This is a genomic window from Paraburkholderia bannensis (genome assembly GCF_014200455.1).
GTDB lineage: Bacteria > Pseudomonadota > Gammaproteobacteria > Burkholderiales > Burkholderiaceae > Paraburkholderia > Paraburkholderia bannensis_A.
On the sequence record NZ_JACHBW010000008.1, the window covers coordinates 85,412 to 103,023 of the forward strand.

Sequence of the window (17,612 nt, forward strand, 5' to 3'; positions counted from 1 at the left end):
AGGCCGCCCATGGACAATCCCGCTGCGTCCGTCTGGCTCGCTTCGGCGAACACGCCAGCCACTTACCGGCGCACCGCTTTCGCCGCGCTGATGATCGCGCATTGCGCGGGCATGGTCGATCTCGTGGCGCTGCCGGTCTGGGTCGCCACGCTGATCGGCGGCCTGCATCTCGACGCGCAGCACGCGGGCGCGCTGCCCACCTTGTTCCTTGCGGGCGTGGTGGCGAGCAGCGCGGTGTGCTCGCCGCTGCTGTTGCGGCTGTCGGCGAGCGTCCCCGCGCGCGCGGTCGTCACGACGGGCTTCGCGCTGGCCGCGCTCGCGTTCTACGCGGCCGGTGCGTCCAACACCTATGGTGCGATGGCCGTGCTGCATCTGCTCGCGGGTCTGGCCGTGGGCTGCAGCCTGAGCATCACGCATGGCACGATCGGGCGTAGTGCGAATCCGCATCGGCTGTTCGCGTTCGCGGGCCTGGCGCTCGGCGCGTTCTCGATCGCGTTTCTCGGCGCGACGCCGCATGCGGTGGCCGCCTACGGCGCGCGCGCTTTCTTCACGATCGTCGCGGCGGTGATGGCCGTCGCCGCCCTGTGCAGCGCGCTCGCGTTTCCGTCGGTCGCATCGAGGATCGGGGTTCAGGCCACATCGGTGCCGAAGCCGCCGCTCGCCGCCCCCGTGTGGTTCGCGATTGCGGGCGTGATTGGCATGGCGCTCACCCAGGCGATGCTCGCGAGTTTCGTTGCGCGTATCGGCGTGGAACGGGGCTTCGGTCTGACGGCGGTGACCTCGGTGCTGATCGCGCTCGGCCTTGTCAATCTGCTGCCCGCGCCACTCGCCGTCCTCACGCAGCGCCGTTTGAGTGCGCGCGCCGTGGTGCGCGTGGGACCGCTCGTGCAAGCCGCGCTGGCGCTCACGATCACCTTGGGCAGCGGCTTCGCCCCCTATGCCGCGGCCACCGCCGTATTCCCCGCCGTGATGATCTTCTGCCACACCTACGCGTTCGGGCTGCTTTCCCGGCTGGACGCCAGCGGCCGCGCCGCCGCCGCCACGCCCGCGATGGTGATGGCGGGAGCCGCCGCCGGGCCGCTGCTCGGCGGGGCGCTCGTCAAACACTTCGGCTATGGCAGCCTGGGCTACGCGGCGCTCGTGGTGGGCGCGCTCGCCTGTGCTTGCTTCACACGCCTTCCCCGTTCACTCGACACCTCTGGACACGCCTCATGAAACCCGTGCGCCGCTTTATCGACCTTTCGATCTATCTGGAGAACGACGTGCTCTCCGATCCGCCGCCGCTCGCACCGAAGATCACCTATCAAACCCACGCCGACACGCTGCCCGAATTCATGGCGATGCTGCCGGGCACCCGCGTCGAGGACTATCCCGACGGCGAAGCCGCCGCCGCCGAATGGGTCACGCTCACGACGCACAGCGGCACGCATCTGGACGCACCCTGGCATTTTCATTCGACGATGGATGCACGCTTCGGCGAGCCGCGCCCTTCGATCACCATCGACGAAGTGCCGCTCGAATGGTGCTTCCAGTCCGGCGTGAAGCTCGATTTCCGCCATTTCCCCGATGGCTATGTCGCCACCGCCGCCGATGTGCAAGCCGAACTCGCGCGCATCGGCCACACGCTGGAGCCGCTCGACATCGTGGTCGTGAACACGCGCGCGGGCTCGCGCTACGGGCATAACGACTACGTGGGCGCGGGCTGCGGCATGGGCCGCGAGGCGACGCTCTATCTGCTCGAACGCGGCGTGCGTCTCACGGGCACCGATGCGTGGAGCTGGGACGCGCCCTTCTCCCACACGGCGAAGCACGTCGCGCAGACCGGCGATACCTCGCTGATCTGGGAAGGCCACAAGGCGGGTCGTGAAATAGGCTATTGCCATCTGGAGAAGCTGCACAATCTCGAAGCGCTGCCGCCGCACGGCTTCACGATCAGTTGCTTTCCGCACAAGATCCGCAAGGCGTCGGCGGGCTGGACGCGCGCCGTCGCGATCGTCGAGGAGGTCGCGGCATGAAATTCGCCACCCGCCGCAACGGCAGCCGTGACGGCGAACTCCTGATCGTGGCGCGCGATTTGACCAAAGCGGTGTCGGCGCACGACATCGCGCCCACGCTGCTCGCCGCGCTGGAGCGTTGGGACGACGTCGCGCCGCAACTCGCTACGCGCTACGAGCGCCTGAACGCAGGTCATGCCGATCACGCGTTCGATTTCGAGCCGCGCGACTGTGCCGCGCCGTTGCCGCGCGGCCCGCAATGGCTCGACGCCTCGGCGTTCCTCAATCACGGACGCCTGATGGAGCGCGCCTTCAACACCGAGCCGATCCCGGACTTCGACACGATTCCCGTCATGTATCAAGGCGCGAGCGACGATTTTCTCGGCGCCACCGACGATGTCTTCCTGCCGGACGAAGCGCACGGCATCGACTTTGAAGGCGAATTCGGCGTGATCACGGGCGCGGTGCCGATCGGCGTGGATGCGCGCGAAGCGCTCGAACAGGTGCGCCTGATCGTGCAGTTGAACGACTGGAGTTTGCGCGCCTTGGGGCCGCGCGAAATGAAAACGGGCTTTGGTTTTTTGCAGGCCAAGCCTTCGACCAGTTTCGCGCCGGTTGCCATCACGCCGGACGAATTGGGCCGTGACTGGCGCGACGGCCGTGTCAATCTGCGGCTCCATGTGGAATGGAACGGAGAGCCGTTCGGCCACCCCAGCGGCAGCGAAATGAATTTCGATTTCGGCACGCTGATCGCTCACGCCGCGAAAACGCGCCGCCTGACGGCTGGCACGATCGTCGGTTCGGGAACGGTGTCGAATGCGGATCGCGCGGCGGGATCGGCGTGCATTGCGGAGCGACGGGTGATCGAAATACTCGAGCGCGGTTCGCCCGAGACTGCGTTCATGAAATTCGGCGACCGCGTGCACATGGTGGCCCGAACGGATCAGGCCGAAGCGCCTTTTGGCGTGATCGACCAGACGGTTCGACGCATGCGCTGAGCCTGTTTTACCCGTTCGGATCGCAGTTCCACGAGGCGCTCTTTAGCGCCTCGTTGTTTTATTGCTGCACGTTCAGGCCGAGCTGACGCTGGCAATCGTCGGCGCTTTGAGCGGCGGCGTGCTGCTGGGCGGCGTCGAGTTTCGCGAATCGCTTGAGCGCGTCATTGGCTGCTGCGGCATTGAATTCCAGATGTTGCAGGGCGTAATCGGCGTTGCCATTCTCGATCACGTCCTGCATATCCTTGCGCGGGTCATGGCTGCCATTGGCGACGACGTGGCACAGCAGCGCGGTGTATTGATCGCGCTCGGCGGGCGTAAAGCGCGGGCGTAAAAAATGGGCCACGGCAGCCGCCGACAGTACCAGGAGCAGCAGCGCAATCCCGCGTTTTTTCTTCATGGAATTCAGATCAAAAGGGGCGCGCGCGGGCACGCTTGCAAAAGCCACGGCCAGGGTACGACGAACAAGCAACGAACAAAGCGGCGCTCCCCGAAGCGCGGGACGATTATAAAGGATCAGGGAAAACCCGGAACTGAAGCGCACGATGCGGCACTTACAAAACCTGCCGGGGCGCGTTGTCATAAAATGGCGCCCCTTTTTCGAACCCATTAATCCGGGCTGCATCGCGCCCGTCCACTCGCTTCGAATAGACATGAATCCAGCAATGCATCGGGCAGTTTCGCGCGAAGTTTCGCGGATAGGCAGACTTTCGCTGTGGGCAATGTTGCTCGCCGCGCCTACGTTCGCATGGGCCGCCAGCAGTTGCGTCGATGCGGACGTCGCGGGCCACACGGCGATCGAGGCGCAGCATCGGCTTCAGCACGCGCCCAAAAGCAAGGACGGCGACGACGAAACGCTTTCGGCGCAGCAGCGCACGGCGACGCGCGATTTCAAGGACGCGCTGGTGAGGGCCATCGACACGCGCCTCGCATGCAGCGACGCTCACGCGGAACCGGCCGCCCTGCAACGCGCGCTGGAAGCGTCGCTCGGCGTGGTGAAGACGCCGCCTCCGGCTAATGCGAGCGGCGGCTTCGGACAGGCCGTCAGCGTGGAAATCACGCGCGGCGCCGATCCCAAAGCGCTCGTATTCGTGCGTGCGGGCTACGGCATTCCGTGCGGCGACGACAATCTGCTGGTGGCGTACGCATGGGACGGTGCCACATGGCGGCGCGTGCTGCGCTGGCAAAGCGACGATTACGCCAAAATTTCTGGCGCATTCGGCGATACGTTTCAGTACGAGACGCTGCCGGGCGGCCAGATCGCCGTGGCGCACGGCGGCCCGTGGTGTTCGTCGCGCTGGCGCAATTTCGGCCTCGATGTGTTCGCGCCCGCGAACGGCGCGCAGCGGCAGCGCAAGCTATTTCATCTCGACCACAGCTACGCCGCGGATTTCGACGCCGCCGACGATGGCCTGACGCTCAAGGCGCGCCCCGATGGCGTCGAAGTGCGCACCACGATTTCGCCGCTCGACGCCGATCTCATCCAGCGCAAGGTGATCTATCGCTACCGTGTGAGCGGCGATACCGTCGAGCGCATCCAGCCGATTGCGCTCAACGGTCGCGATTTCGTCGACGAATGGCTGGTGGTCGACGATGCGCACGCACGCAACTGGAGCGATCCGGATGCGGCAGACGGCTTGTTGAAGGCGCGCCATGCGCTCGTGTCGGGCGTCAAGGACGAGAACGGACCGGTGCTCAACTACGGGCCGGTGCGCGCGTGCAGCAGCGGCAAGGATCGCTATCAGGTGGAGATCGATTTGCAGTCGCGCAAGTCGGATCACGCAGACGCACGCTATGGCGTGATCCACCAGGAGCGTAATGGCTTTACGATGCTTGCACTGAGCGACAAGGCCGATCCGACCTGCAAGGGTGCGAATCTGATGCCGCGCTGAACTTTTGCGCTCGACGGTTACCACGCGAGTTTGTCATGTCGATCAAAAACATCCGCAGAGCCACGCTGGACGACGTTGCTGCGATCACCCAGATCCGTAATGACGCTCATGCGAAGAAAGTGACATACGGCGATCACGCGTGGGGCAAGCAAGGCGATGGCTTTTCCGAACCTTGGGTCCACAACCATGTTGAGAAAAAGCCGGTCTATGTCGTGGACTGCGATAGCACGCTGGCCGGCACATTTTCACTTGAACTCGACGACGACGCCCATTGGGGGCCTCAAGAACCGGTCGCCGGTTACGTGCATGGGCTCAGTGTGCGCAAAGGCTTCAATGGCACGGGTCTGGGCAGTTTCATGCTCGACTGGTGCGCGAGCACGGTGCGCCGCATGAACCGTCGTTTTGTGCGGCTTGACTGCGCCGTGCAAAACACGCGTTTATGCGCGTATTACGAGTCACTGGGCTTTGTTCGCGTCGGCGTTAAAGCGGATGGTTATCTGTGGTCGCTTTATGAACGCGCCGTCGATTGAGGGGAATAACATGGTGTCTATTGCCGTTGCCACAACACGCGGCCCCTATCAACCTGGGTAGGCAGGCGTTTTATCGAACTGCCTGGCGCGCTGTATCGCCTATATTTTCTTCACAAGAAACCAGAGCACGGCTCGCAAGACTTTCGGGGACTTCCGCATCGCGCAGCGCCTCGCCGCGTCGTGATTTCCCCGCGCTCTATTTCGCAGCTTCAGCATCAAACTCTCCGTGATCGCGAACTGCCGCGCGCTCGTGGAGGGGCATGTGCAGACCGTCGGCAGCCCAACGCGCATTATCTTTAATAAGGATAGCGAATCATGGCTTTCAAGAAGCTCGTCAATCAGAGTGGTCTTGCGCTTTCAGTCGAACTGGTTTCCCGCGTCGGGTCGGAGCCGAATCAGTCCGGGCCGATCGTCGCCGTTACGTTGCCTCCGGGGGGAAGGCAGACCGTCGAATATGGCAATCCGCAGAATCCGTATCTGAACGGTCTGGTCGTATCCTCAGGATCGGATGGCGCGTTTTCCAATGGCTCGCAAGTCGTGACGTCGCGCGGCAGCGCATGGGATAACGTCCTCAACACCAACGACACCCTCACCTTCAGCGGCGCCGGCGGCCTGAATGTGACGGGCTCCAATACCTGATCGCCATCCGGACGCCGCAATCCAGTTGGCGGCGAATGGGCCGCCAACTGGTAAAGCGTGCTTTTAATGCGTTGACTGCGTTGTGCGCGACAGCGCGAAGCGCGTGGCATCCGAGGCAAAGCGCGCACTGTCGCCCGCCGCGCTCGTGAATCGGGGATAAAGTCGTAACGCAGGGCAATGGCATCGGCCGCACTTTAGTGAACGGCTCCGGCTGCAGGTGCCGCGCTCGGCACCGCTACCCCATCCTCCGCCTCGATCGGCGACTGCAGATCCCGTTCATCCAGTTCCCAGACCACGAGTCTGGGCGGCGTCTGCACAAACGCCGGGCTTGCGAAATAGGTCCGCGCCGAGCCGCCGAACTTCGCGCCCTCACGCGCAAAATTTCCCACTCCCGTTCCCAGCGCCAGCGCCAGTTGCGGCACGAAATCGGAGGTCGTCGAATACGACGTGCCGATCACGGCGATAGCCGGCAAATCGGCGTTGCCGAACAGATCGTCGGCGGACGCAGCGGCTTGCGCTTCGTGCAAATACGCGCGGCTCGTCACGATCTCCGCTTTGGGCTGCCACGACGGCGGCAATTTCTCCAGGCCCGCAAGCCGCACCAGATCGCCGGGCCGACGCGCCGCGGGTTGATTCGCCACGCGATAACCCGGCTGGCTCGCGCCCAACGGCAGGTTCATCGCGCGAATACGCTGGGCCACGGCCTGCGCCGCCGCGCCCGCGCCGTCCTGGGTCCAGTGCGTATCGGTGCGGTAAAACGCGTCGCCGGGCACGCCGCGCAGCGCGGCACTGAGATCCAGCACCGGCACCTGCGCGGCAGCCAGACGCGTGGTCCAGTCGCCCAGACGCCGGGCCAGCGATGCAGGTCGATTGAGGCCGCACAGATGTTGCGACTCGATGCGCGATTTGTCCGGCACTACCGCGACCAGCAGCGCGATGCCCTGTTTCGCCAGTTCGCGTTGCACGGCGGCGAGCGTATCGGCGCGCGTGGCGAGATGGCGTTCGCCATCGGCATAGACGTTCAGTTCGTCACGCAGGAACAGCCAGCCGGGGCAGCCCTGACGCACGCGCGGCCCGAGATCGCCGAGCGTCAGCCAGCCGAGCGCCCGTTGCACGCGCGCGGCGTCGGCGGCGATGGGCGTGTCGGCCATGCGGCTGGCGAGTTCCTTCGATACGGCGCCGTCCAGCAGGCTCGCGCGCGTTACGGCGTGCGGCAACAGCGATTGGGTGGTGGCCGCGAAGCGCAGGTTGCAGGCGAGGCCCGCGAACAGAAAGACCATCAGCGCGACGGCGGCAATCTTGCCGGCGCGCGTGGCGGGATGTTGGGGCAGCGGCTTGGGGTCTTCCATGGCGTCAGAACTGGAAGTAGAGGAAAGGCACCGCGCCGCGCGCGACGATCAGCCCAAACGACAGCAGAAAGCCCGCGAGCGGCCATGCGGCTGCCCAGATCCTGCGCGGCGCGCTATCGGCCCGACTGTCCCAGCGCGCCTGCCAGATCGGCAGCAGCACGCAGACGATACCCAGCGCCGCCGCCAGCGCATGCACGGGGCGCAACAGCACCCCCAGGCTGTCGCTCAGCGCGATGCCGTTCATGCCAAACTGCCCGCCATACATGGCGAGCGCAGCATGAAAGCCCTGCGCACGGAACAGCGTCCACGCGAGCATGACGAACACGAGCGTGAGCGCATGCGATAACGCCAGCGGCACGCGCGGCATGCCAAAGCGCCGCCACAGCCGCGCCACGATCAGCGCCACGCCGTGCGCAAGACCCCATAGCAGGAAGTTCCAGCTGTCGCCGCCATGCCAGAGCCCCGCAATGCCCATCGTCAGCAAAAGGTTGCGGCAGGTGTTGAATTCGCCGTGCCGGTTGCCGCCAAACGGAATGTACAGATAATCGCGAATCCAGCTGGAAAGCGACAAATGCCAGCGCCGCCAGAAGTCCTGAATGCTGCTGGCCAGATACGGATGATTGAAGTTCTCGGGAAAGCGAAAGCCCAGCATCTGCCCCAGGCCAATCGCCATCGCGCTATAGCCCGCGAAATCGAAGAACAGTTGCAGCGTGTAGAAACCGCAGCCGAGCCAGGCGTCCGCCAGCGTGGGCGCGTGCAGCGCGAAAGCCGCATCGACGATGGGCGACAGCGTGTCCGCCACCAGCACTTTCATGCTCATGCCGATCATGAGCCGCCGCGCGCCCGCCGTGAATCCGTCCCAGTCCACCGTGCGCGAAACCAGCTCGCGTTTGACCCAGGCGTAACGAATGATCGGCCCGGCGATCAGGTGCACGAACATGCCCTGATAGGCGCCATAGCGGATCATGCTGCGATCGGCGGGCACCGTGCCGCGCTGCACGTCGATCAGATACGAAATCGATTGCAGCACGATAAAGGACAGCCCGATCGGCAGCACCACGTGCTTCCAGGGAATCGGTCCGGCGTGCCCCAGCGCCAGCACGTGGTCGAGGCTATCGACTACGATATTCGCGTACTTGTACCAGCACAGCGTCGCCACGTTCACGGCGATAAAGAGTGCGAGCCATCGCCCGCGCGCCCGCGCGCCGGGTGCGCGGGCGATCACCAAGCCGCCCAGCCAGCCCCAGAACGTCAGTGCGATGAACAGCAGCAGGAAAACCGGGCTCCACCAGCCGTAGAAAAACCAGCTGCAAAACAGCAGCACGCCGTTACGCCAGCGTGCGGGAGACGCGACGTACAGCGCGAAAAAAGCCGGTAGAAACAGCGTCAGGAATTCGAGGGACGCGAAAACCATGCAACGTTCTCAGTCGAAGCCCGGTTAAAGCCCGGTTAAAGCTCGGTGGATGGAAAGGCGTGGGCGAATGAAACGGCAGCGCGCCGCGCCCGCTCAGGCGCGACGACGCGTGAGCGAGACAAGGCCAGGCGCGTCGGCGCTCAGCGGCTCACTGCATCGTTGGCGAAAAAGATGCGCGACTGCGCCCCGGCGGGCACGAGGAACACCGTGTAGCGCTGTCCCGCCACCAGCGTGCCCAGGCTCAGCGCCTGCCCCACCGGCTGACCGCCGCACAGCAGTTGCACCGCAAGCGTCACCGGATTGACCTGACGGCGTTTGGCCTGGCCCGCGGCCACGCCGTCGAGCAGCACGATGTCGCGGTCCGCCACTTTCAGCGTGGGCGCGGCGCAGCGTGCGTCGATGTTATAGAACGCCACCGATGCCTTGAGCGCGTTGAAATCGTCCGGCTTCTCGCGCACCGTCGCGGCATGCGTGCCGTCGAGCGCGACGATGCTGACGAACTCGCCCGGCTGCACCGTTGCGCTCACGTCCTGATGAGCGCCGCCGCTCGCGAGCGTGCCGGCAATCGGCTTACCCGCCGCAATCGGGAAGAAGTGGCTGGCCGGGTTGGCGGGGTCGAGCGACAGACGCCCTTTCGATCCCGCCGACGTCACGTCCACCGGCCGCGTGCCGCCATCGACGAAACGCACGAACGACGAATCCTGCGCGGGACCCGTGGGATAGAGCGGGATATCGGCCGCCGATGCCGAAGTCGATCCCAATGCCGAAGCGCATAGCGCAAGGCCGCCGAACACGACGCTAAACAGGTTTTTCATTTCTTCAACCCTTGAACCGCCGGCGTTTTCGCCATGGCGTTGACGATGTCCTTGCCCCAGGCGGCGTAGCCCATCTGCGTGTAGTGCTCGCCGTCGAGCGTCTGCCACTGGCCCGGCTTGGCGAAGCTCGTGGAATCGACATACGCGCACGGCGCGACGTTATTGGCGAGGAACGCATTCAGTTCGCGCACGCGGTCGTCGCTCTTGGCGAACTGGCCGCTGTTGCTGCCCCAGCCCGGCCCGACCCAGACGCAGGCCGTGTGCGTATCGGCGATAGCTTTGGTCAGCCCCGTGACTTCCTGCCAGGCCCAGGCCTTGGGAAACGCGGGCTTGTCGTACGAGCCCATGGTGTCGCCTTCGATCACCACCACGACATCGGGTTTGTCGGCGCGGATCAGATCCGCGATGGGCGTGGTGTGCGCCTCTTTGCCGAGCACCGTGGCCGGGCGCTTGTCGACCTGGTCGGCGCCGCAGTCCACCGGCGTGCTCTTGAGCCAGCGCGCCGGGCTGGCGCCGCACGCGCCGATCACATGGACGTGCGCGGCGCCCTGCGCCTGCAGGCTCTGCACGAGCGGCTCGCGCAGATGATTGTTCAAGGTCAGATGGCTTTCGCCGATGACCAGCACGGAAAGGCCCAACAAGACCGATGCTGCTGCAGGCACACGAAACTCCTGATCCGGCGCGGCCGGTTAATTAGTGATTCGAATCAAATGGCGATACCAGGGCGTTACTTGTGCTGCTGCACCACCGGCAGCTTCTCCAGCGCCTTCATGATGTCGCCGCCCCAGTATTTGTAGCCGGTCGTGGTCAAATGCTGGCCGTCCACCGTCGCCCATTCGCCCGGCTTCGAGAACGTGGTCGAATCGATGTACGAGCACGGCGCGACATTGGTGGCGAGAAACGAAGACAACTGCTTCACGCGCGCGAAGGTCTTCTGGTACTTGCCGCCTTCCGTGCCCCACACCGGGCCCACCCACACGCACGCCGTCTTGCTGGCGGCGAGATCCTGCGTGAGCGCCGTGACCTGCTGCCAGGCCCAGGTCTTCGGGAAATCGTCCTTGCCGTAGCCGCCTATCGTGTCGCCTTCCACCACGATCACGAGATTGGCCTTGTTCGCGGCAATCAGTTGATCGATGGGCTGGGTCTTCGCGTTGTGGTCGATCACGAGCGGGGCCTTGCCCGCACGCGTTGCGCCGCCGCAGGTGCCCGGCACCGATTTCACCCAGTCGCCGGGCGTGCTGCCGCACACGCCATAGGTATGCACCTGGGCGCCGGCGGCGACCAGTTGATCCTGCAAGGTGTCGATCAGATAGCCCGGTTCGCTCAGATGGCTATCGCCGACGATAAGAATGCTGAGACCCGCAAGTACGGAAGCAAGCATGAATCTTTGACTCCTGAAATCGTGTTACTGATCGCTGTAATGCGACTGGTAAGGCATGACCGGCATGTCGAGCGACTTCGTCTGCGGCGCGAAGCTGAAGCGCAGATAGAGGCCCGCAACCCACTGGCGGTAGCTCGACGAATTGTTCGCGCCCACCGACGCCCCGCCGCTCAGATGATTGCTGAAGCGGTACTCGGCCGTCGCCAGCAGGTTATAGCCGATGCCGGTCGAAGACTGCGCCGGATGAATCGCGCCATCGGTCAGGCCCAGCGACGATGCCGCCGTGACCGCCGCCGACTGCAGCGCGCTGTCGGTCGGGAAATACGGCGCGGCCGACTGATGGAAATACTGCAGCCCCGCCGACCCTTGCAGCTTGTAGGTCCAGCGGTCCGAACGCTGCGCCCAGGTAACCGGGATCGTGAACGCGTAGTAGCGTTGCGGGCTGAAATAGCCGCCGTTGCCGTAAGTGAAGTTGTTTTCGTTGTGACGATAGAACTCGCCGCTCAGGTTCATGCCCGCCGTGAGCATGCTGTTGGTGTTGCGCACCAGATACCAGTACGTGCCGCCGCCCACTTCCGCGCCTTCGTTGGACTGGACGTTGTGACCGTCCAGATACTTGACGGAGCCGTAGCCGTAGAAGCCGTATTGCCCGGTGTCCACGCCGATCGCGCCATGCAGGCCGGTGGCCGTCACGCCGCCCCAGCTCAAACCCGAGCGCGCGTCGCTGGTGCCCGCAAACGAGGTAATGCTGTCGGTCACCGCGCGACGCGACACGCCGGCGTTGAACCAGCTGCCCGCCTGCGCGTCGATGGCGCTCTTGAACGACACGCCGCCGACGATATTGGTGTACTGGAAGCCCAACGGCGTGGTGCCGATATCGGCGGCCCAGTTGCGCGTTTCGTAGCCCAGCCCGAGGCCGACGCCGCGCGCGGTCTGCGAGGACGGCGCGCTCACCGTGCCGTCCTTCTGCGCCAGCGCCGCCGAAGGACCGCCGCCGAACTGGCTGCTGCTGTACGAATCGACGCCGAGCGTGCCGCTTTCGAGTTCCACCGGCGTCACGCGCACGGACAGCTTGCCGTTGCCGGCCGGCAGGATGACTTCGGTCGGCATCTGCACGTTGGTGAGCTGCGAGGTGCCGCCCGCGCTGTTGTTGGTCGAGACGAACAGGCCGCCACGCACTTCCGGCGAGCGTTCGGCGCGGATGTCGTCGAGTTGCTGGCGCATTTCGTCGAGCGAGGTGCTGCCGTCCTCCGGCGCGTTGGCCGCGAGGTCTTCCTGCGGGCCTTGCGAGCCGATCGGCGTGCCCGCCACCGAGGGCAGCGAAGTCGAGCGCGCCGCTGCACGATCGCGCGCTGGCGCGGACGACGCCACGGCCAGCGTCGACGTTCCGGCCTCGCTCGAAGCGTTGGTCGACGCCGCGTTCGAGGCCGTGTTCGACGCTGTGTTCGACGCCAAGTTCGAGATGCCGCCGGACGCATCGCCCGCGGACAGCGTATCGCTCGCCGAAGCCGCTGCCAGGCGCGTTTCCCGCAAGCGGCGACGGCGCTCCTCGTCCTCGTGAACGAACGGATTGCCGGCCACGTGCACGCCCTGCGCCTGCACGCCCATGCGCTTTTCCTTCGCGGCGATGGCCGTTTCAAGCAGCGCTTGCGCCTCGCGCGTCTTGCCCTGCATCACGTAGATGCGTGCAGCGCCCGCCAGCACGTCCGGGTCGTTGGGCGCTTTCGCGATGGCCTGCTTCAACGCGGCATCGGCCACCTTGCCATTGCCCGCCTGGACCGCCGCCATCGCCACGCCCAGTTGCAGGCCAGGATTGTCAGGGTCGTTCGACAGCGCCTTCTGATAAAGCGCCAGCGCCTTGGCGTACTGGCCGTCGGCGGCATACATGCGCGCGAGCGCCGCGTTGGCGAGACTATCGTTCGGGCGCTTTGCGAGCACCGGCGCGAGCGTGTCGTAGGCCTGCGCGAGATCGCCTTGCTGACGCTGCTGTTCGGCCAGGCGCACCGCGTAGAGGTAGCTCAGATCGTCGAGCTGACGGCGTTGATCGGCGCTCAGCGTCTGCGTCTGCAATTCACGCATCACGTCCTGCGCCTGCACGTTCTGGCCGGTCTTGAGCAGCAGGCCCGCGTACGCCAGTTGCACATCGGGGCCTGCGCCCTTCACGCCGTTGGGCATCAGCCCGCGCATCAGGCTCATCGCGCGCGGCAGATTGCCCGCATCGACATAGGCCGAGGCGAGCGCGCTCACGCGCGCCGGGTCCTTGCCCGCCGACGCTTCGAGCCGCGCCAGCAGATTGCGCGCATCGTCCAGATTGCCGTCGTGCGCGAGTTGCGAAGCCTGCGCCGTGGCCGCCTGGAAGTCGATCAACTGGGACGTCGCGACCATATTGGGCGTGCGCCCGGCGGCGGGAATGCGCGCCATGGTGTCCTGGGCGCGCGCCCAGTCGCCCATCTGCATCGCCAGCAGCGCGCTGGCGTAGAGGGCGTCGGGATTGTCCGGGTTCGATTCGAGCAGACCGTCGACGAGTTCGCGCGCCTGGTCGGCGTGACCTTGCTTGAGTTCGTAGCGCGCCAGTTCCAGACGCAGCCACGGATTGTCGGGGTCGGCGCGCTGGGCGTCTTCCAGAATGCGCTTCGCGCCGTCGAGATCGCCGCGCTGTTCGGCAGCATCCGCGCGGCCCGAGGCCACGGCCGCGCGCAGACGGTCGAGCCCGCCGATGCCGGCCTGTTGCTCGGGCGTCATGCTGTCCACCCATTTTTGCGCCTCATCCGCGCGGCCCGTTTCGGCGAGGATATCGACCAGGCCGCTCACGGCTTCGCGATTGTTGGGGTGGTCCGCGAGTACGCCGCGATACACCGCTTCGGCACGCTTCAGATCGCCCTGCACCGCATACAGACGCGCCGATGCGTTGCGCCCGCCCGCCTCGGCCGGGTCCATGCGCAGCGCCTGATCGAGATCGCGCCGCGCGGTGCTGTAATCGCCCACGCTCTGCGCGCCTTCGGCCTGATTCACCAGCAGCCAGTAACGCGCCGATGCCAGCGCGCGGCTCCAGTTGGCGCCCGCGCCCGGACGCGAGGCCGCGCGTGACAGCAGCGTCTGCGCCTGCGCGAGATCGCCCTGCTGCATGCGCACGAGGCCGAGGCCGCCGAGCGCGTCGGTGTCGTTGGGTTTGTCGCGCAGCACAGCGCTGAACTGCTGTTCGGCCGTGGTGACGTCGCCCGCCTTGAAGGCCGCGAAGCCGCGCGTCAGACGTGGGTCCATCACCGGCACGGGCGGCGCATTGCCGTTTGCCGTGGCAGCACGCGGCGAGAGCATCTGATGGCGGATTTCATCGTCATCGGGATGCAGCTTGAGGTAGTCCTCGAACCACGAGCGGTTCTTCGCCGTGGGAGTGACCCACGTGAGCACCGAGCGCCACGCCTCCGTGGCCGCACCGCCGATATCCGGACGCGTCGCCAGTTTTTCCAGCAGCGCGACACCCGCCGCGCGATCGTGTTCGTCGCGCACCTGATGCTGGGCCAGCGCCAGCATGGTGTACGGGTCATTGGGCGTTTCGGCATTCAGGCGCGTAAGTCCCTGGATGCCCTGATCCGTGCCGCCTTCGGTATAGCCCAGGTAGGTGTAGTACTCGCGCGCCACCGCACCTTGCGGCGGCTTGCCGCCCAGCGCCTTGTTGTACTGCGCGATGGCCGCGCCCAGTGCCTTGATGTCGTTCTGGTTGACGGCGTCCTGGGCCATCTGCCGCGCCCTGGCAAGCGTGGATTTGCCGGGTTCGACGGCAAGGCGCAGATCTTGTTCGAGCAGCGGCACGAAGCGGCTGTCTGGCGCGGCGGCGCGCAGCCGCGCCAGATAGTCGTTGGCCACCGAAAACTGCTTCTTGCCGATAGCCACCGAAGCCATCCCGTAAAGACCTTCGGGTTGCTTCGGATCGGTCAGCAGCAGTTTTTGCCACGACTGCGCCGCGAGATCGGGCTTGTCATGCGCCTGCCAATAGCGGCCCTGTTCCAGCAGCATTCTGGAAGTGGCGTCCTGCGCCCACACGGGGTGGCTCGCCGTGGTGAGCAACAATCCCAGAATGCAGGCCTGGCTGCGGCTGACTGACATGAACTTTTCCTGATCCCTGATTAGTGTTCTTCGTGCTGCGTGTTTTGCTTCGCGTGTTGTTGCGCGCCTTGCTCAGCTTCTTGCTGCGCCTTGTCGCGCTGGGCCTGCGCTGCGGCACGCAGGCGCGCTTCGGCCTGCACATCGCGGCGCGCCTGACGCCTGCGCAGGAAGCAGAAGCCGCCCGCTGCGACGCCCAACAGCACGATCACGCCCAGTACCTTGAGCAGCCACGCGAGCGACAGGCCGAACGAAGCCAGCCACCAGTCGAGGCCGCGCCACAGGCCCAGATGCCCCACGTAATAGGTGTGCTCGCCGACCAGCGAAGCCACCTCCTGGCCGCGGATCGAAACAAGACTGCCCTGGATCGGCTGCGTGTCGTAGCTGGGCACGCCGAGCAGCGCCGAGACCGCATCCTTGAGCCCTTCGGGCTGGTTGCTCACCAGCATGACGACGCTGCGGCCCTTCTGCGTGGGCGACTCGAAACCGGCCAGCACGGCGCTCACGCCCGGCCCCGTCCAGGCCAGCGACATGCGGCCGGGTTCGGCGTCCAGACGCGGATTCGAATGGAACCAGCCGCGCACGCGGCCCGGCAGATCCGAGAGCGAGAACTGCGCGCTGTGGTCGTAGGCGGCAGGCATGTACTGCGCCCAGTCCTTGAGCCACGATTGATCCGCGCCCGAGGCGATCACCAGCAGATCCTTGCCCGCAGGCATGGCGTCGATGCGCTGGCCGCGCAGCACCGTCACGCCGCTCGCCGGATAGCCGGTGGAGTCGCCCATGCGGCCCATCACGGCCAGGAACGTGCTGTATTCCTGCGCGCCCGCATTGGCGCCCAGCACGACGTCCGTATCGGACAGATCGGCCATGCGCGTGAACGGGAAACCGGCCTGCGCGAACGCGGCGAGATTCGGCATCGCCATGTAGTGCGGATACGCCGACAGGTCGATGGTCGATTCCGGATCGATCGCGCCGCGCACGTTGTCGATGATGATGTCGCGGCACTCGCCCTGCTTGATGTAGTCGTACATGTAGCGGAACTGAAGCTGCGTGTTCGGCTGCAGCAGCGTTTCGAGTGGCACTTCCAGCTTCGCCTGACGCGGCAGGCTGCTGTCGGGCAGCACTTCGGCGCGCAGCTTTTCGCTGCCTTCGAGACGTTCGAGCGACGGCAGCGGAATCGACTTCATGAACTGGTCGCTCACGCTGAACAGCAGCGATGAATTCACCATGTACGGCTGCGGCGTGTAGCGGTAATGCAGGTCGATCGGCACGGTCGGCGCATGCCAGCCGAACAGATCGGGCGGCACGCGCGTGTTGATGCGGATGAGGTCGGGGCTATAGCCCGACACGCCCAGTTGCCGCGCGTCCACCATTTCGCCGAACGACACGGGCCGATCCGTGCGCAGCCAGCGCGGTGCATCGTAGGGCTTGCGCGGCGCGAGATCGGCAAAATGCGTGATGCGCGCGCTCGGGCCGGAGAGCGTCTGGCTGCCCGACACCAGCGCGTCGGCGGCCTGCTTGAGTTCCTTGCCGTCGCGGCCCATCACGAGCAGCAGTTTGCCGTTGGGGTCGTTCGGGTTCGCGACGATGGCGAGCGTCGGGCCTTGCAGCGGCGCACCGGCAAGCGTCGCCTGATCCGCGCCTTCGATCATCACGATCGCGTTGCCCTGCGCGGGCACCGTCGAGAGCGACACCGGGAAATCCGCGCCGCGATAGTTGGCCAGCGCGCCGAACCACGACGACACCGTGCCCGCCGCTTCCAGCGCGGCCGCATCGGGGCTGGCCGCGAACACGAACGGCAGGTTCAGGCGGCGGATGTCGTGGGTGTCGAAGAACGGCTGCGGCAGACGCGCGAGATCGTTGCCCTGCGGCAGCGGCTGGGTGTCGATGCTCAGCGTGCTTTCGTTGCTGATGTTGGCCCACAGGCTCGAATGCAGCGGGTCTTCGCACTGCGTCGTGTAGTGGCCGATCAGTTGCAGACGCAACTTGCTGTTGGTCGTGAACAGATACGGCGGCAGCGCGATGGTGCGCTGCAGGCTCTGGCCGCCGGTTTCCTTTGGCACGGCGATCGAGGCCGCCACCTGGTCGTTGACCAGCACGTTGATGTGCGAGAGATCGGCGAGCAGCGCGGGCGAATAGGCGTAGCGCAGGTTCAGGCGCGCGCCGGTCACCACCTGATCGTCGCGCACGCCCACCGGCAGCGTGTTGCTGCCGTCCACGCCGCGCAGATTGAGCGCGTACTGTGCGCCCAGTTGCTGCAGCGTGTAGGTCACCGTCGTGACGGGACCTGACGATGCGGCAGCGTTGGCTTCGGGCACAGCTTGCGGGGCGGGCGCATTCGCGGCGGTGTTCGCCGCCGTCGCGGGCATCGCGGGCATCGTGGCCGCGCTGGCGGCAGGCTTTGCGCCAGGCGTGGCTTGCGCGGCCTGGACCACCGGCGTCGAAACAAGGACACCGCCCAGCAGCAGCGCCGGCCATACCGGCTGCGCAGTCATGCGACGC

The 17,612-nt window shown here is 65.9% G+C and carries 14 protein-coding genes; 6 read left to right on the forward strand and 8 right to left on the reverse strand.

The features are described 5' to 3' along the window. Nucleotides 1-9 precede the first annotated feature (9 nt). Genes F4827_RS14745 through F4827_RS14755 form a run of 3 tightly spaced genes read left to right on the forward strand, consistent with a single transcriptional unit; the run spans nt 10 to nt 2,992 of the window. Nucleotides 10-1,215, forward strand: a complete 1,206-nt coding sequence (locus F4827_RS14745) for an MFS transporter (protein WP_409258794.1) — start codon at nt 10-12, stop codon at nt 1,213-1,215. Next, nucleotides 1,212-2,015 carry a cyclase family protein gene (locus F4827_RS14750; protein ID WP_183724679.1) on the forward strand — a complete coding sequence of 268 codons (804 nt, stop codon included), beginning with the start codon at nt 1,212-1,214 and terminating at the stop codon, nt 2,013-2,015. The genes F4827_RS14745 and F4827_RS14750 overlap by 4 nt, the downstream gene beginning before the upstream one ends. Continuing rightward, nucleotides 2,012-2,992, forward strand: a complete 981-nt coding sequence (locus tag F4827_RS14755) for a fumarylacetoacetate hydrolase family protein (RefSeq protein ID WP_183724680.1) — start codon at nt 2,012-2,014, stop codon at nt 2,990-2,992. Before F4827_RS14750 ends, F4827_RS14755 begins: the two co-directional genes overlap by 4 nt. A gap of 58 nt (nt 2,993-3,050) precedes the next feature. On the opposite strand, the gene F4827_RS14760 is transcribed toward F4827_RS14755, so the two are convergent. Beyond that, a complete protein-coding gene (locus tag F4827_RS14760) occupies nt 3,051-3,644 on the reverse strand; it encodes a hypothetical protein (protein WP_183724681.1) in 594 nt (197 codons plus the stop codon). Nucleotides 3,645-3,711: 67 nt separating this feature from the next. Here F4827_RS14760 and F4827_RS14765 point away from each other — a divergent pair, with 67 nt between their 5' ends. The 3 genes from F4827_RS14765 to F4827_RS14775 all read left to right on the forward strand — a co-directional run bounded on the left by F4827_RS14765 (nt 3,712) and on the right by F4827_RS14775 (nt 6,050). Beyond that, the gene (locus F4827_RS14765; protein WP_183724682.1) at nt 3,712-4,881 is read left to right on the forward strand and encodes a hypothetical protein; all 1,170 of its coding nucleotides are present in this window, start codon (nt 3,712-3,714) and stop codon (nt 4,879-4,881) included. A gap of 35 nt (nt 4,882-4,916) precedes the next feature. Then, nucleotides 4,917-5,411 (forward strand): GNAT family N-acetyltransferase, encoded by a 495-nt coding sequence (locus tag F4827_RS14770; protein WP_183724683.1) that lies wholly within the window; start codon nt 4,917-4,919, stop codon nt 5,409-5,411. A 315-nt stretch (nt 5,412-5,726) separates the two neighbouring features. Continuing rightward, a complete protein-coding gene (locus tag F4827_RS14775; protein ID WP_183724684.1) occupies nt 5,727-6,050 on the forward strand; it encodes a hypothetical protein in 324 nt (107 codons plus the stop codon). Between the two features lie 194 nt (nt 6,051-6,244). On the opposite strand, the gene F4827_RS14780 is transcribed toward F4827_RS14775, so the two are convergent. The 7 genes from F4827_RS14780 to bcsB form a co-directional block, all read right to left on the reverse strand. Next, complete coding sequence (locus F4827_RS14780; RefSeq protein WP_183724685.1) at nt 6,245-7,399, reverse strand: alginate O-acetyltransferase AlgX-related protein; 1,155 nt, start codon at nt 7,397-7,399, stop codon at nt 6,245-6,247. 4 nt (nt 7,400-7,403) lie between these two features. After that, nucleotides 7,404-8,813 carry an MBOAT family protein gene (locus tag F4827_RS14785; protein ID WP_183724686.1) on the reverse strand — a complete coding sequence of 470 codons (1,410 nt, stop codon included), beginning with the start codon at nt 8,811-8,813 and terminating at the stop codon, nt 7,404-7,406. 140 nt (nt 8,814-8,953) lie between these two features. Further along, nucleotides 8,954-9,628, reverse strand: a complete 675-nt coding sequence (locus tag F4827_RS14790) for an alginate O-acetyltransferase AlgF (protein ID WP_183724687.1) — start codon at nt 9,626-9,628, stop codon at nt 8,954-8,956. Beyond that, complete coding sequence (locus F4827_RS14795) at nt 9,625-10,290, reverse strand: SGNH/GDSL hydrolase family protein (protein ID WP_311673476.1); 666 nt, start codon at nt 10,288-10,290, stop codon at nt 9,625-9,627. Before F4827_RS14795 ends, F4827_RS14790 begins: the two co-directional genes overlap by 4 nt. Before the next feature lie 65 nt (nt 10,291-10,355). Next, a complete protein-coding gene (locus F4827_RS14800) occupies nt 10,356-11,009 on the reverse strand; it encodes an SGNH/GDSL hydrolase family protein (RefSeq protein WP_183724688.1) in 654 nt (217 codons plus the stop codon). 24 nt (nt 11,010-11,033) lie between these two features. Continuing rightward, a complete protein-coding gene (locus F4827_RS14805) occupies nt 11,034-15,113 on the reverse strand; it encodes a cellulose biosynthesis protein BcsC (RefSeq protein ID WP_183724689.1) in 4,080 nt (1,359 codons plus the stop codon). Between the two features lie 20 nt (nt 15,114-15,133). Then, nucleotides 15,134-17,605 (reverse strand): cellulose biosynthesis cyclic di-GMP-binding regulatory protein BcsB, encoded by a 2,472-nt coding sequence (gene bcsB, locus F4827_RS14810; RefSeq protein WP_183724690.1) that lies wholly within the window; start codon nt 17,603-17,605, stop codon nt 15,134-15,136. Nucleotides 17,606-17,612 lie beyond the last annotated feature (7 nt).

Coding starts and splice junctions, on each gene's coding strand:
- F4827_RS14750 (WP_183724679.1), top strand. CDS start 1,212: ATGAAACCCGTGCGCCGCTTTATCGACCTTTCGATCTATCTGGAGAAC.
- F4827_RS14775 (WP_183724684.1), top strand. CDS start 5,727: ATGGCTTTCAAGAAGCTCGTCAATCAGAGTGGTCTTGCGCTTTCAGTC.
- F4827_RS14760 (WP_183724681.1), bottom strand. CDS start 3,644: ATGTCTATTCGAAGCGAGTGGACGGGCGCGATGCAGCCCGGATTAATG.
- F4827_RS14765 (WP_183724682.1), top strand. CDS start 3,712: ATGTTGCTCGCCGCGCCTACGTTCGCATGGGCCGCCAGCAGTTGCGTC.
- F4827_RS14770 (WP_183724683.1), top strand. CDS start 4,917: ATGTCGATCAAAAACATCCGCAGAGCCACGCTGGACGACGTTGCTGCG.
- F4827_RS14785 (WP_183724686.1), bottom strand. CDS start 8,813: ATGGTTTTCGCGTCCCTCGAATTCCTGACGCTGTTTCTACCGGCTTTT.
- F4827_RS14780 (WP_183724685.1), bottom strand. CDS start 7,399: ATGGAAGACCCCAAGCCGCTGCCCCAACATCCCGCCACGCGCGCCGGC.
- F4827_RS14745 (WP_409258794.1), top strand. CDS start 10: ATGGACAATCCCGCTGCGTCCGTCTGGCTCGCTTCGGCGAACACGCCA.
- bcsB (WP_183724690.1), bottom strand. CDS start 17,605: ATGACTGCGCAGCCGGTATGGCCGGCGCTGCTGCTGGGCGGTGTCCTT.
- F4827_RS14755 (WP_183724680.1), top strand. CDS start 2,012: ATGAAATTCGCCACCCGCCGCAACGGCAGCCGTGACGGCGAACTCCTG.
- F4827_RS14800 (WP_183724688.1), bottom strand. CDS start 11,009: ATGCTTGCTTCCGTACTTGCGGGTCTCAGCATTCTTATCGTCGGCGAT.
- F4827_RS14805 (WP_183724689.1), bottom strand. CDS start 15,113: ATGTCAGTCAGCCGCAGCCAGGCCTGCATTCTGGGATTGTTGCTCACC.
- F4827_RS14790 (WP_183724687.1), bottom strand. CDS start 9,628: ATGAAAAACCTGTTTAGCGTCGTGTTCGGCGGCCTTGCGCTATGCGCT.